The sequence below is a fragment of the Albibacterium sp. genome (assembly GCF_035514885.1).
Lineage (GTDB): Bacteria > Bacteroidota > Bacteroidia > Sphingobacteriales > Sphingobacteriaceae > Albibacterium.
Genome location: NZ_DATJCH010000012.1, coordinates 529,552 through 542,906, shown reverse-complemented (window position 1 = coordinate 542,906; position 13,355 = coordinate 529,552). Strand labels below are relative to the sequence as shown.

The window sequence follows — 13,355 nt, the reverse complement described above, 5'->3', positions numbered from 1 at the left end:
GAGCTTGATTAAAGCGAGTCGGCAACTACTTCCTGAACTTCAGGAACCATTCTTTTCAATAAACCTTCAATACCTGCTTTCAAGGTAATAAGAGAGGAAGGGCAGCCGCTGCATGAACCACGTAGTTCAACAGTAACAGTACCTTCGTTATAATTTAAGAAATGAATAGCACCACCATCTTGCTCAACGGCAGGTCTAACATAATCATGAAGAATTTGTTGAATTTTAATTTCAGTCTCTGTGCCCTCAAAGCTCACATTCGTATCGGTAACGACCTCCTGAACCTTTAGGTCAGACTCTACTGCTCCTTTTACAAACTCTTTAACAATTTCTTCAATATCTTCCCAAGCGCTATCAGCCGATTTTGTAACGGTTACAAAATTACTAGCAAAGAAAACACCATCAACAAAGTTGAATTTATATAATTCACTAGCAAAGGGTGATACTTGTGCAGACTCCTGAGTAGGGAAATCCAAGCTACCATTCATTAATAATTTATTTACTAAGAATTTGCGAGTAGCAGGATTGGGAGTTTCTTCGGTATATACTTTAATATTAGCCATAATTTATAAATAGAATCAGATGCAAAAATACGAAAAAAACACGAGGCATCGTCAGCTACAAGTCAGGAAGACTTTCTTCTCGAGATCTCATCACGAATTTTAGCAGCCTTTTCATAGGCTTCATCTTCCAATGCTTTATTAAGTTTTTCCTTTAATTCCTCATCGGAAAGTGTAGAAAAAGAAATAGGGCTCTCTTTATCTTTGGATCCAAGGTCCTTTGGGTCTGAATCCATATTTTCAAGAAAGGCAAAGTCATTTCCTTCAATTATAATGCCTGCAGATGATAAAATAAATTCGTATGTGTAGATAGGACAATTAAACCGAACGGCGATGGCAATGGCATCTGATGTACGCGCATCGATCTCCACTATTCTACCATCATCATTACAAATTAGCTTGGCAAAGAAAATGCCATCAACAAGATTATATATTAATACTTCATCGATTGTAATATCAAAAGTATCCGCAAATGATTTAAATAAATCATGGGTTAGCGGTCTGCTAGGCGTCATTTTCTCAATCTCAATCGCAATAGCTTGAGCCTCAAACCCGCCGATAATAATCGGTAATCTTCTGCGTCCATTCACTTCTCCCAAAACTAATGCATATGCACCTGATTGGGTTTGGCTATACGATAAGCCAATAATCTCTAATTTGATTTTATCCATATAATCTTTACAATAAAAAAATCTTCGATAAATATTATTTATATTAAAGCATATTTACCGAAGACTCCTTTATAATATTATCCCGCCTTATACGATTTTATTGCCGCAATCAATTGAGGAATAACCTCAAATGCATCACCCACAATTCCATAGTCAGCCACTTTAAAGAAAGGAGCTTCAGGATCTTTATTTATAACAACAATAGTCTTCGATGCACTAACACCCGCAAGGTGTTGAATGGCACCAGATATACCAATTGCAATATACAAATTTGGCTGCACAGATATACCTGTTTGACCAACATGCTCTTCATGTGGCCTCCAGCCTGAATCAGAAACTGGTTTAGAACAGGCTGTAGCGGCTCCTAATACGTCGGCAAGCTCTTCTATCAACCCCCAGTTTTCAGGGCCTTTTAGGCCTCGGCCACCTGATACGACAATCTCAGCATCGGCAAGAGGCACTTTATCTGTTGTTCGTACAATATCTTTGATAATGGTATTTAAATCCGTAGTTAATTCTGGATTAAAATCAACAATCACTGGTTGAACCTTATCCTCTTGCAGTTCAAATGAATTTGGCGTAAGTGATATCACCTTATTGCTTGCTTTTAATTCAGTAAAAGCGAATGCTTTACTTGAAAAGGCGACTCTCTTAACAATGAGATTGTTGCCACTTATTTCAGGAAGAGCTATTGCGCCCGGTGCAAAGGCAGCCTCTAATTTAGCTGCAACACGAGGAGCCAGGCCTTTACCACTGAAAGAGTTTGAAAGAATAACAACGGAAGAGTTTTCATCCTTTGCTGCAGAAGCAATAACGGATGCGTAAGAGTGACTAATAAATGATTTTAACTGTTCAGAGCTAACGTTTAATATTTTTGAGGCACCATATTGACCCAAAAGATTCAGATTGGATGGATCAACAGATCCAATAGAGATAGCAGTTAATTCAGTATTTAATAAACCTGCAATTGCTTTGGCATAAGAAACCACTTCAAATACAGATTTTTTAAATTCACCAGCGGTATTTTCTACATATACTAATACAGACATTTTCTTCTTTGATTTACGTATATATGCTTAATAAAGCCTATATAACATGTGATTTACTGTGCAACAACTCTACCAACTTTTCAGTTTCATTAGCTGCTATTAACGTTACTTCACCTCTGGGCTGTGGGGTTTCAAATTTAACGATACTTGAAAGTTCAGCTACATCCAGAGCCTCAAGAACCTGTAAAGGTTTAGTTCTTGCAGACATAATGCCCCGCATATTTGGAATGCGCGATTCTGCAACACCTTCGGCTACACCAACTATACATGGCAGAGAAATACTTAGCACTTCTTTTCCGCCTTCAACCTCACGGTCAACCAAAGCAACTTGATCTTGAAGTTCGATTTTCTTAGCGATGGATACAGAAGGTATATTCATTAGTTCGCCAACAAAACCTGCAACCTGTGTTCCATTATAGTCGATTGACTCTCTTCCTGTTAATATTAAATCAAAGTTATTTTCTTTGGCGTAATTTGCAATTTGATTGGCTACAAACCAAGCATCTCTAGGTTTCGCATTAATGCGTACTGCATCATCTGCGCCTGTAGCCAGGGCCTTTCTAATAGTCGGTTCTGTCTCAGACTCCCCAACATTTATCACAGTTACTGTTCCTTTTCCACCTTCACTTAGTTCAATAGCTCTAGCTAAAGCTATTTCATCGTAAGGATTTACAATAAATTGAACACCTGCCGAATTCATTTCGGTATTATCGTTTGTAAAGGTTATTTTTGTGGTTGTATCAGGAACACTGCTAATACATACTAATATTTTCATTTAGTTATTTTTTAAAATTCCTTTTTTTACAAATCTAACAAAAAAAACTACGACTGAACAATGAGCAAAGAACGTTTAGAACAATTAATGAACTTTTTAAACGGTGGTTCAACCGATCCATTTATAAGATATGCAATTGCTACAGAGAATGTAAAATTGAAGCAATATGACCTGGCTTTAAAGTATTATCAGGACCTGGTTTTAAATAACCCCGACTATATTGGAACCTATTATCATATGGGGAAACTATTAGAATTGTTAGATAGAAAGGAAGAGGCTATTGCAATTTATGAAAAGGGGATGAATATAGCCAAAGAGACAAAGAATATGCATGCATTTGCAGAGCTACAAGGAGTTCATAGAATGGCCTTGGGATTGGATATGGATGATGATGAGTATTAATTAGAAAGGCAAAGGTTCATCACTATTCATATCATTCATTCTGGAAGAACGTGTAATGATTCCCGGACTATTAAATTCTTGAGAAGGAGCCATTCCTGCTGAGAAGGAACTGGCAGGTGTTCCAAAATCATCATCGATATCAGTAAACTTAACGTACTTACCGACAAATTTGAGTGGAACTGTTGCAATTTCACCATTTCTATGCTTAGCAATAATTACCTCTCCAACACCAGCGGTGCTATTACCGCTTTCATCCTCTGTAAGACCATAATACTCTGGTCTGTAAAGGAATAGAACCATATCCGCATCTTGCTCAATAGATCCTGATTCACGTAAATCTGAAAGCATAGGTCGTTTACTATTTCCTGGCCGACTTTCTACAGCTCTGCTTAATTGAGAAAGTGCAATTACAGGTATATTTAATTCTTTAGCAACTGATTTTAAAGCTCGTGAAATACTACCAATTTCTTGTTCACGGTTTCCACCTTTTCCATCGACTTTTCCGTGCATTAATTGAAGATAATCGACAATCACCATCTGGATGTCAAATTGTGCCTTAAGCCTTCTACATTTTGCGCGAAACTCAAATACGTTTAACGCAGGTGTATCGTCTATTAATAATGGGGCTTCTGTTAACTTACCAATACGTGAGTGCAATTGAGTCCATTCATGATCGGCTAAATTACCTTTTCTTAGCTTTTCTTGCTCTATCTCTGTTTCACCTGAAATCAGACGATTTACCAACTGAACGGAAGACATCTCTAAGGAGAAAACAGCAACTGGTTTATCATATTGCACTGCCGCATTCCTAGCACAGGTTAACACAAAAGCTGTTTTACCCATGGCAGGTCTCGCTGCGATAATAATTAGATCGGAAGGTTGCCAACCCGAAGTAATTCGATCTAATGCTGTAAAGCCGGAAGGAACACCCGTCAAAGAATCCTTACGGTCGCGAAGCTTTTCTAAAGCATCTACCGCATTACGCATAATATCATCAATTTTCTGAGTATCACGACGTAGATTATTCTGAGCAATATCAAATAAGCTTTTTTCTGCGCTATCCAATAAATCGAATATATCGGAGGTTTCATCGTAAGCTTTTGTGATAATCTCGGAGGAGATCTGAATTAGCTCTCTTTGAATATATTTTTGCGATATTATTCGTGCATGGTATTCAATATTTGCAGCAGATACTACCCGGTCAGTTAATTGTGTAAGATAATAAGCTCCACCAACTAGTTCTAAGGAACCCATTTTACGAAGTTCAGCTGTTACCGTTAATATATCTACAGGTGACGACTTCTGAAAGAGATTGGTTATGGCTTCAAATATCTTGCTATGAGCGTCGCTATAAAAGGTTTCTACTTTTAAGATATCAATAACAACCGAAAGCGCATCTTTTTCAAGCATTAAAGCACCAAGAACTGCTTCTTCCAAATCCAACGCTTGAGGAGGCAATTTACCTAATCCGCCAGTTAACTGTGAGTACTTTGATTTGCGGTCAATAAAAGCAGGTTTGTTAAATCTGTTTGATGAAGGGGTAAATTCATTAGTACTCATTGATATCTAAATAACTAGGTTTATGCTCTAAAACGTATTGATTTTCTATAAAAACAAAGATATCTAATTTTTATTCGATCTGGCTATTTCATTTATGAACACTTAATTTTTGCAGAGATGTTATCTTGCATTTTAACATTTGAAAATAGAGGAAGTAATTAACATTCACTGTTAATAAAATGTTAACATTGTACTCAATCAGCTTATTTTGAAAGCTTTATTTTGAATGTTAATAAGTTTAAGACTGTTTATTAAATTGCGTTTTATTTAAATTACAATGAAATATTGTTCACCTATAATTAATGCAGTAACTTCGTAGCGAAAACAAAATTTATGCAAGATTTTTCCAGACCTATAAAAAGAGAGACCAATCAATTCATTTTTGGTATCCGAGCAGTCATTGAAGCAATTGAAAGTGGTAAAGAGTTAGAGTCTTTATTTATTCAGCGTGGTTTAAATGGCGGATTACTTATTGAATTAAAAACATTGATCAGAGAACGTAATATCTCTTATCAACAGGTACCGATTGAGAAGCTTAATAGGCTTACACGGAAGAACCACCAAGGAGTTGTTGCCATTATATCTCCGATAACGTATCAAAACATCGAAGATATTATTCCTCTTGTCTATGAAAGGGGAGAGGTTCCTTTGATTCTGATGTTAGATGGAGTAACCGATATTCGTAATTTTGGAGCTATAGCAAGAACTGCAGAGTGTGCAGGTGTAAATGCAATAGTAGTCCCTCAAAAAGGATCGGCAGAGATAAATCCTGACGCCATAAAAACATCTGCAGGTGCCTTATTCAAAATACCGGTATGTAGAGTTGATAGTCTTTACAAAACAGCTAAATTTTTACAGGAATCTGGCTTACAGTTAATTTCATGTACAGAAAAAACGGATGAAACTATTTACAAACCGGATTATACCTTACCAAGTGTTTTAATTTTAGGATCTGAGGAGAGAGGTATTTCAGATGATTTAATTCGAATATCAGAACACCTAGCTAAAATACCGCTCTTTGGCGAAATAGCTTCATTAAACGTGTCTGTTTCTACTGGAGTAGTTGTTTATGAAGCAATCCGCCAAAGAACTAAAAAGTAGATTTTACAGGTATTTACTTCCGTGCTTTAATTTAACATCGGTAAGAATCTGCTTGAGGTTATGTTCCTGATCTCTCGGAATTATTAATAAAACATTATCTGATTCTGCAATAATTAAATTATCAACTCCCTGCAATACAACGAGTTTTTCTTCCTTTACACTTACCATACAGTTCTTTGAATCATAGAACATTACATTTTTGGAAGGTATGGAAAGATTGCCGGAAAAGTCTTTGTCGGCCAAATCATAAAGAGATCCCCATGTTCCTAAATCGGACCATCCGAAAGTAACCGGTAAAACATATACATTATCCGCTTTTTCCATGACTGCAAAGTCAATAGAAATATTAGGGCAGCGTTGATATGCTAAGGCAATAAACTGTTTTTCTGTATCAGAATTGAGGTATCTTTCTCCTTCAGAGAATATCTCATTTAACTCATAAACATACTTGCCCAGTGCTTTTATGATAGAGTTTGCAGACCAAATAAATATACCTGAATTCCATAAAAAGTCTCCACTCTGTATGAAAGTTTTTGCAAGTTCTAAATTAGGTTTTTCGGTAAAAGTTTTCACTTTCTTGAATTCCTCCTTAGCCTTTCCATCAAGATACTGTATATAACCATAACCTGTATCGGGTCTGGATGGTCTGATACCCAATGTAATCAACCGATCTTCTTCTGTTGCCGTATTGAGTGCTTTTACTATTGATTCTTCAAAGTTTTTTTCATCTAAAATTAAATGATCTGAGGGTGATACAACGATGACAGCTTCGGGATTGATTGATTTAATTTTATGGCAGGCATAGGTAATACAGGGAGCTGTATTACGCATGATTGGTTCTGCTAATATCTGATTATCAGAAACTAACGGAAGTTGTTCTTTTAATATTTCTAAATGAGATTCGTGGGTAATTATAAATATATTTTCAGTAGGGACTATTTCACTGAATCGCTGATAGGTTGATTGTATTAGAGATTTTCCGGTACCAAATAAATCTAAAAATTGTTTAGGATATAAAGATTTGCTAACAGGCCAGAAACGACTTCCGATTCCGCCAGCCATGATAACCACAAAGTTATTTTTCATTGAATCTATTTAATGAGTAAGGACAATAAAAATGTTTCCAAATCAAATGTAAGCTTTTGATTAGATAATTCCCTCTTTAAGTAAATCGTGAAGGTGAACGATACCAGCATATAGGTTGCCTTCTGTAACAATTACTTGAGTGATATGGTTCTTTCGTAACAGAACCAGCGCATTTACAGCAAGTTCATCCTTCTGGATTTTAATAGGATTTGTTCCCATTATATCTTTTGCAGTTAAGTTAGCAATATCTTCATGATTTTCGATCATTCTACGAATATCTCCGTCTGTAATAATTCCGACAATATTGTTATTCTCTAAAACAGCAGCAGCACCCAGGCGATTTTTTGTTATTTCTACTATAACTTTCTTAATAGAGTCGTTAATTAACACACTGGGTTTTTCATTCTGAGATGCTAAATCACCAACTTTCAGATATAACTGTTTTCCAAGGGATCCTCCAGGATGATATCTTGCGAAATCTGTATTACTAAAAGATCTACACTCCAATAATGATATGGCCAATGCATCGCCCATCGCTAATTGAGCTGTTGTACTGGTAGTTGGAGCAAGATTGAGGGGACAGGCTTCCTTTTCTATTGCGGTGTTTAATATAAAATCTGCTTGTTTGGCAAGGTATGAGTTTAAGTCGCCTACCATTGCGATTAATTTGTTACCAGACTGTTTTAATAAGGGAATAATAACTTTTATTTCGGGTGAGTTTCCGCTCTTAGACATAGCAATAACTAAATCATCAGATTGCAACATACCTAAATCACCGTGTATGGCATCTGCAGCATGCATAAAGATTGCAGGTGTTCCGGTGGAGTTCATGGTAGCAACAATTTTTTGAGCTATAATAGCACTTTTCCCAATTCCTGTAATAATAACCCTACCTTTGATCTTTAAAATTTCAATGACCACCTTAACGAAGTCATCATTAATGTATTCGGTTAGTTTTAGAACAGCTTCTGCTTCGGTTTTTAATGCATGAATAGCAATGTTTTTTATTTCCGAATTAGTTTTCACAATTTTTTTTTATATTTAGTACAGAATTCACACAAAAATATGTTATTTTGAGTAATCTAATGTACATATTTAGATATTTCCTTGAGAACAACAATGCAAATAGAAAAATCATTATTCGATAATCTGCAAATATTTTTTGGTTTTGATACTTTTAAAGGGGAGCAAGAGGCAATCATAACTAATATTCTGCAAAAGAGAGATACTTTTGTTATTATGCCTACGGGGGGCGGTAAATCAATCTGTTATCAGTTACCAGCACTGATGAGTGAAGGCACAGCAATTGTAATTTCTCCTCTTATAGCTTTAATGAAAAACCAGGTCGATCAGTTACGCGCATTTGGAGGTTCTGAAAGTATCGCTCATTTCTTAAATTCGTCACTTAATAAAACAGAAATAGCTCAAGTAAAAAAGGATGTAATAGATGGTAAAACAAAATTACTGTATGTTGCACCTGAATCGCTATCCAAAGCTGAGAACATTGAATTTTTGCGCTATATAACTGTTTCTTTTGTAGCAGTTGATGAAGCACATTGTATTTCTGAATGGGGCCATGATTTTCGCCCTGAATACCGTAAAATAAGACAAGTAATTAATAATATAGGCGATAATATTCCAATTATCGCACTTACCGCAACAGCTACTCCAAAGGTTCAATCTGATATTCGTAAGAATCTGAACATGGTAGATGCTAAACTGTTTAAATCTTCTTTTAATCGCCCAAATTTATACTATAAAGTACAGCCGAAGATTGATGTTGTCAAAGAAATCGTTCGATTTATAAAAAACAATGCAGGGAAATCAGGTATAATTTACTGCCTGAGCCGAAAAAAAGTGGAGGAGATTGCTGAAATTCTAAAAATCAATGGAATCAGAGCTTATCCATATCATGCTGGACTGGATGCAAAAACGAGGGCAGAAACACAGGATTTATTCTTAATGGAGGGTGCTGATGTTATTGTTGCGACCATCGCTTTCGGTATGGGTATTGACAAGCCTGATGTTCGATACGTAATTCACCATGATATACCCAAAAGTATGGAAGGGTATTATCAGGAAACAGGAAGAGCAGGAAGAGATGGTGGGGAAGGGGTTTGCTTAGCTTTTTACTCTGAAAAAGATGTTGAAAAGCTTACCAAATTTATGAAAGATAAGCCTGTCGCAGAGCGTGAGATTGGTACTCAAATCCTAAAAGAAGTGATCGATTATTCTGAATCTGCAGTATGTAGAAGAAAGCAAATTTTACATTATTTTGGAGAGGATTTTGACGCAACAGGATGCGATTGCATGTGTGATAATTGTAATGCTGAAAAAACATATTTTGAAGCAGAAGACTCTCTATTAAAGGTATTACAATTTATACAAGAGCAGGGAGATAAATTTGATGACCATCATATTACCAATGTAATGATGGGGCAAAACAACCAACCGATCTCTTCATATAAACACGATGAGCATCCTTTCTTTGGCTATGGAAAGAACGAAGGAATTTCCTATTGGAAATCGTTCTTTAGACAAGCTGTACTCGAAAACTTTCTTTCAAAAGACATTGAGAATTATGGTCTGCTACAGCTAACGGAAAAAGGGAAATCATATTTGAAAAATCCATACTCTATTAAGTTTATCCTTAACAGAACAATGGAGAAAGCTTCGAATACCGGTGAAGGTAATACAATCGAAGGAGGAAATGCTGTAGATGCAGTTCTTCTTAAAATGCTAAAAGATTTAAGAAAAAAAATAGCCAAACAAAAGGGTTTACCTCCATTTGTTATTTTTCAAGATCCTTCTTTGGAAGAAATGTGCATACATTATCCTGTCTCAATTGATGAATTGAAACAAATTCAAGGAGTAGGGGCAGGTAAAGCATTAAAATTCGGGACTCAATTTGTTTCTTTGATTAAGAACTATGTTGAAGAGAATGAAATTGATCGCCCGGTCGACTTAATAATAAAGAGTACAGCCAATAAATCAGCATTAAAAGTATCGATCATTCAAAATATTGATAGAAAAATCGGTTTAGATGATATTGCTTCTGCAAAGGGTATAACATATGAGGAGATTCTGAAAGAAGTAGAATCTATTGTGAATTCAGGAACACGATTAAACCTCAACTATTTTATAGATGAGGTACTCGATGAAGATCGTCAAAACGAGATATTTGACTATTTTAAAGAAGCAGATTCTGATTCCATTGAGGCTGCATTGGATGAGCTGGGAAATGATGATTATTCATTCGAAGAAATAAAACTGATGCGTATTAAATTTATGTCTGAGCTGGGAAATTAAGTCCAAAAATATAATAAAAACTAAAAAATGAAAATAAATCCTTTATCAGGTATTAAGAATTCAGACTCAAGTAATTTCTTTTTAATGGCAGGGCCTTGCGCAATAGAAGGTGAAGAAATGGCCTTACGTATTGCAGAAAGAATTATTCAAATTACAGATAAATACAATATCCCATATATATTTAAAGGATCTTATCGCAAAGCAAATCGCTCTAGGATAGATTCATTTTCAGGCATTGGAGATGAAAAAGCATTAAAAATACTAAGAAAGGTTGGCGAAACTTTTAATATTCCAACCGTAACAGATATTCATGAAAGCCATGAAGCAAATATTGCTGCAGAATTTGTAGACGTTCTACAAATTCCGGCATTTTTATGCCGACAAACCAATTTATTAATCGCTGCTGCTGAAACAGGCAAAGTAGTGAATATTAAGAAAGGTCAATTCTTATCTGCTGATTCTATGCGTTTTGCAGTAGATAAGGTTAAAGAGTCGGGGAATAATCAAATTATTTTAACCGACAGAGGAAATACATTTGGCTATCAAGATCTTATAGTTGATTTCCGTTCCATTCCTCAGATGCAAACATTCGATGTCCCGGTAGTAATGGATTGTACTCATTCATTGCAGCAACCAAACCAAATGAGCGGAGTTACTGGAGGAAAACCTCAACTTATAGAAACGATCGCAAAAGCAGCCATAGCAGTTGGGGCAGATGGAATATTTATTGAAACACATCCGGAACCGTCGATGGCAAAATCTGATGGAGCCAATATGCTGCAATTAGATCTCTTAGAGGGCTTGATTGTGAAGCTTGTTCGCATAAGATCAGCAATACTTTAAGATTTCATATTCCAATAAAAGCAATATATACTCAATTGGTATAAACTTAATTACATACCAATAGAGAATGACAATCATTGCTTTGTTATAATCATCATGTTTTTATTTAACATAATATGTATTATAAACACAAATAAGGTATCGATTTATACATAACCGTAGCTTAAAATTCCAATTACACAATTTTTTCTATACATATTTGAAATAATACGAATAATATATCCCGAAATTTGAATAATACGCATATTATAATTATTATTGTTGACAAAAATAAAAATCAAAAAATAACTATAATAATATGTCCCCAAAATTTAAGTCTTTCATAAAACTTCTCAAAGAAAGAAATCCTAATCAACCGGAATTTATTCAGGCTGTAACTGAGGTAGCCGAAGATATAATTCCATATATGGAAGAATATAACCCTGCTTTTCTGGATGAAAAGATTTTAGAACGCATAATGGAGCCAGAGCGTGTGATCAGTTTCAGAGTTTGCTGGGAAGATGATAATGGAGATATTCAAATCAATCGAGGATTTAGGGTTCAGATGAACAGTGCAATTGGTCCATATAAAGGCGGTTTGCGTTTTTCTTCTACAGTTAACTTAAGCATATTAAAGTTTCTGGCATTTGAGCAGGTTTTTAAGAACAGCTTAACCGGACTTCCACTCGGTGGCGGTAAAGGTGGTTCTGATTTTGATCCAAGAAATAAATCCAACAAAGAAATTATGCGATTCTGCCAAAGCTTTATGACAGAATTGAGCCGCCATATTGGTTCTAACCTTGATGTCCCAGCTGGAGATATTGGAGTTGGAGAAAGAGAGATCGGATATCTTTTTGGACAATACAAGCGAATCAGAAATGAATTTACTGGAATTTTGACCGGGAAAGGACCAGGTTGGGGCGGTAGTTTAATTAGACCTGAAGCTACAGGTTATGGCTTACTGTATTTTGTAGAACAAATGCTTTACGAGAGAAACATCTCTATTAAAGGTAAAGTTATCACAATCTCTGGTAGTGGCAACGTCGCTCAATATGCAGCAATCAAAGCTGTTAATTTAGGTGCAAAGGTTATTACTGTATCTAACAGCGACGGTGTACTTTACGACAAAGATGGTTTTACGATTGATAAAATTCATTTTATTACAAAGTTAAAAAATAAAGGTTCAAGAGATTTTAAAGAGTATACAGATTTATACGATTCAACTTTTACACCAGGCAAAACCCCTTGGATTTATCCATGTGACATTGCCCTACCCTGCGCTACTCAGAACGAATTGGATGCTGAAGATGCTGATTTCCTAATTAAGAACGGATGTTTCTGTATTGCTGAAGGCGCAAATATGCCTTGCACTATGGCAGCTGTTAAATTAATATTAAAATCAGGTATTTCTTATGCACCTGGAAAAGCAGCAAACGCAGGTGGTGTAGCAGTATCTGGTTTAGAAATGTCACAAAATCGAATTGGACAATGCTGGACTGAAGAGAAAGTAGATGCCAAATTAAAACATATTATGCATGATATCCATGATACATGTACTCATTACGGTAAAGAAGAGTCGGGTAAGATAAACTATTTAAAAGGCGCTAATATTGGTGGATTTATAAAAGTCGCAAAAGCAATGTGCGCTCAAGGAATTGTATAAATGAGAACCATTGCAGAACTACCTCACCCTGATTGTAAAATAACTATCTTTTCAATGAATCAGAAATTCATAATAAAGATAGAACAAGGGAGTCTTGAACAATCTTACAAGATCCCTGAATTGGATGTAACAGATGGAGTAAATGGTGTATTTCAACTGATCGATGAAACCTTTATCAATAACGTCTTATCTCATTTTAAGGCCATGATGACGTCTTTTAAAGACACCTATAATAGACATGAGTTTTAGTTAACAATAACTAGAGATAAGTTATCATAATTCATTGATAACTATGTACATAAACCCTCAATCAGAACAATATTCTGTTTGAGGGTTTATTTTTTTAATACATATAAT

At 35.5% G+C, this 13,355-nt stretch carries 13 protein-coding genes; 6 read left to right on the top strand and 7 right to left on the bottom strand.

The annotated features are described in order from the left end of the window. Positions 1-8 precede the first annotated feature (8 nt). The 4 genes from VL047_RS06380 to VL047_RS06365 form a co-directional block, all read right to left on the bottom strand. Positions 9-563, bottom strand: a complete 555-nt coding sequence (locus VL047_RS06380; RefSeq protein ID WP_325359264.1) for a NifU family protein — start codon at positions 561-563, stop codon at positions 9-11. A 62-nt stretch (positions 564-625) separates the two neighbouring features. Then, complete coding sequence (locus VL047_RS06375) at positions 626-1,231, bottom strand: bifunctional nuclease family protein (protein ID WP_325359263.1); 606 nt, start codon at positions 1,229-1,231, stop codon at positions 626-628. A gap of 77 nt (positions 1,232-1,308) precedes the next feature. Next, entirely contained in the window at positions 1,309-2,280 is a 972-nt protein-coding gene (locus VL047_RS06370; RefSeq protein WP_325359262.1) for an electron transfer flavoprotein subunit alpha/FixB family protein, read from the bottom strand. Positions 2,281-2,317: 37 nt separating this feature from the next. Beyond that, positions 2,318-3,055, bottom strand: coding sequence for an electron transfer flavoprotein subunit beta/FixA family protein (locus VL047_RS06365; RefSeq protein ID WP_325359261.1), 738 nt, complete (start codon positions 3,053-3,055; stop codon positions 2,318-2,320). A 60-nt stretch (positions 3,056-3,115) separates the two neighbouring features. Between VL047_RS06365 and VL047_RS06360 the strand changes: the two genes are divergently transcribed. Further along, entirely contained in the window at positions 3,116-3,457 is a 342-nt protein-coding gene (locus VL047_RS06360) for a tetratricopeptide repeat protein (protein WP_325359260.1), read from the top strand. On the opposite strand, the gene dnaB is transcribed toward VL047_RS06360, so the two are convergent. Continuing rightward, the gene (gene dnaB, locus VL047_RS06355; RefSeq protein ID WP_325359259.1) at positions 3,458-5,017 is read right to left on the bottom strand and encodes a replicative DNA helicase; all 1,560 of its coding nucleotides are present in this window, start codon (positions 5,015-5,017) and stop codon (positions 3,458-3,460) included. Between the two features lie 333 nt (positions 5,018-5,350). Between dnaB and rlmB the strand changes: the two genes are divergently transcribed. After that, the gene (rlmB, locus tag VL047_RS06350) at positions 5,351-6,118 is read left to right on the top strand and encodes a 23S rRNA (guanosine(2251)-2'-O)-methyltransferase RlmB (RefSeq protein ID WP_325359258.1); all 768 of its coding nucleotides are present in this window, start codon (positions 5,351-5,353) and stop codon (positions 6,116-6,118) included. A gap of 3 nt (positions 6,119-6,121) precedes the next feature. Here rlmB and VL047_RS06345 read toward each other — a convergent pair whose 3' ends face one another. Then, positions 6,122-7,204 carry a mannose-1-phosphate guanylyltransferase gene (locus VL047_RS06345; protein ID WP_325359257.1) on the bottom strand — a complete coding sequence of 361 codons (1,083 nt, stop codon included), beginning with the start codon at positions 7,202-7,204 and terminating at the stop codon, positions 6,122-6,124. Between the two features lie 60 nt (positions 7,205-7,264). Beyond that, positions 7,265-8,230: a KpsF/GutQ family sugar-phosphate isomerase gene (locus VL047_RS06340; RefSeq protein WP_325359256.1), complete on the bottom strand. Its 966-nt coding sequence runs from the start codon at positions 8,228-8,230 to the stop codon at positions 7,265-7,267. A 93-nt stretch (positions 8,231-8,323) separates the two neighbouring features. Here VL047_RS06340 and recQ point away from each other — a divergent pair, with 93 nt between their 5' ends. The 4 genes from recQ (at position 8,324) to VL047_RS06320 (ending at position 13,247) form a co-directional block, all read left to right on the top strand. Then, positions 8,324-10,513, top strand: coding sequence for a DNA helicase RecQ (recQ, locus tag VL047_RS06335; RefSeq protein WP_325359255.1), 2,190 nt, complete (start codon positions 8,324-8,326; stop codon positions 10,511-10,513). 27 nt (positions 10,514-10,540) lie between these two features. Beyond that, complete coding sequence (kdsA, locus tag VL047_RS06330) at positions 10,541-11,356, top strand: 3-deoxy-8-phosphooctulonate synthase (RefSeq protein ID WP_325359254.1); 816 nt, start codon at positions 10,541-10,543, stop codon at positions 11,354-11,356. A 298-nt stretch (positions 11,357-11,654) separates the two neighbouring features. Then, the gene (gene gdhA, locus VL047_RS06325) at positions 11,655-12,998 is read left to right on the top strand and encodes an NADP-specific glutamate dehydrogenase (protein WP_325359253.1); all 1,344 of its coding nucleotides are present in this window, start codon (positions 11,655-11,657) and stop codon (positions 12,996-12,998) included. Between the two features lie 54 nt (positions 12,999-13,052). Beyond that, positions 13,053-13,247, top strand: coding sequence for a hypothetical protein (locus VL047_RS06320; protein WP_325359252.1), 195 nt, complete (start codon positions 13,053-13,055; stop codon positions 13,245-13,247). The last annotated feature ends 108 nt before the right edge of the window (positions 13,248-13,355 follow it).

What these genes read in the sequence shown, in the direction of transcription:
- VL047_RS06380 (WP_325359264.1), bottom strand. Translation starts at nt 563, where the DNA reads ATGGCTAATATTAAAGTATATACCGAAGAAACTCCCAATCCTGCTACT.
- VL047_RS06375 (WP_325359263.1), bottom strand. Translation starts at nt 1,231, where the DNA reads ATGGATAAAATCAAATTAGAGATTATTGGCTTATCGTATAGCCAAACC.
- VL047_RS06370 (WP_325359262.1), bottom strand. Translation starts at nt 2,280, where the DNA reads ATGTCTGTATTAGTATATGTAGAAAATACCGCTGGTGAATTTAAAAAA.
- VL047_RS06365 (WP_325359261.1), bottom strand. Translation starts at nt 3,055, where the DNA reads ATGAAAATATTAGTATGTATTAGCAGTGTTCCTGATACAACCACAAAA.
- VL047_RS06360 (WP_325359260.1), top strand. Translation starts at nt 3,116, where the DNA reads ATGAGCAAAGAACGTTTAGAACAATTAATGAACTTTTTAAACGGTGGT.
- dnaB (WP_325359259.1), bottom strand. Translation starts at nt 5,017, where the DNA reads ATGAGTACTAATGAATTTACCCCTTCATCAAACAGATTTAACAAACCT.
- rlmB (WP_325359258.1), top strand. Translation starts at nt 5,351, where the DNA reads ATGCAAGATTTTTCCAGACCTATAAAAAGAGAGACCAATCAATTCATT.
- VL047_RS06345 (WP_325359257.1), bottom strand. Translation starts at nt 7,204, where the DNA reads ATGAAAAATAACTTTGTGGTTATCATGGCTGGCGGAATCGGAAGTCGT.
- recQ (WP_325359255.1), top strand. Translation starts at nt 8,324, where the DNA reads ATGCAAATAGAAAAATCATTATTCGATAATCTGCAAATATTTTTTGGT.
- kdsA (WP_325359254.1), top strand. Translation starts at nt 10,541, where the DNA reads ATGAAAATAAATCCTTTATCAGGTATTAAGAATTCAGACTCAAGTAAT.
- gdhA (WP_325359253.1), top strand. Translation starts at nt 11,655, where the DNA reads ATGTCCCCAAAATTTAAGTCTTTCATAAAACTTCTCAAAGAAAGAAAT.
- VL047_RS06320 (WP_325359252.1), top strand. Translation starts at nt 13,053, where the DNA reads ATGAATCAGAAATTCATAATAAAGATAGAACAAGGGAGTCTTGAACAA.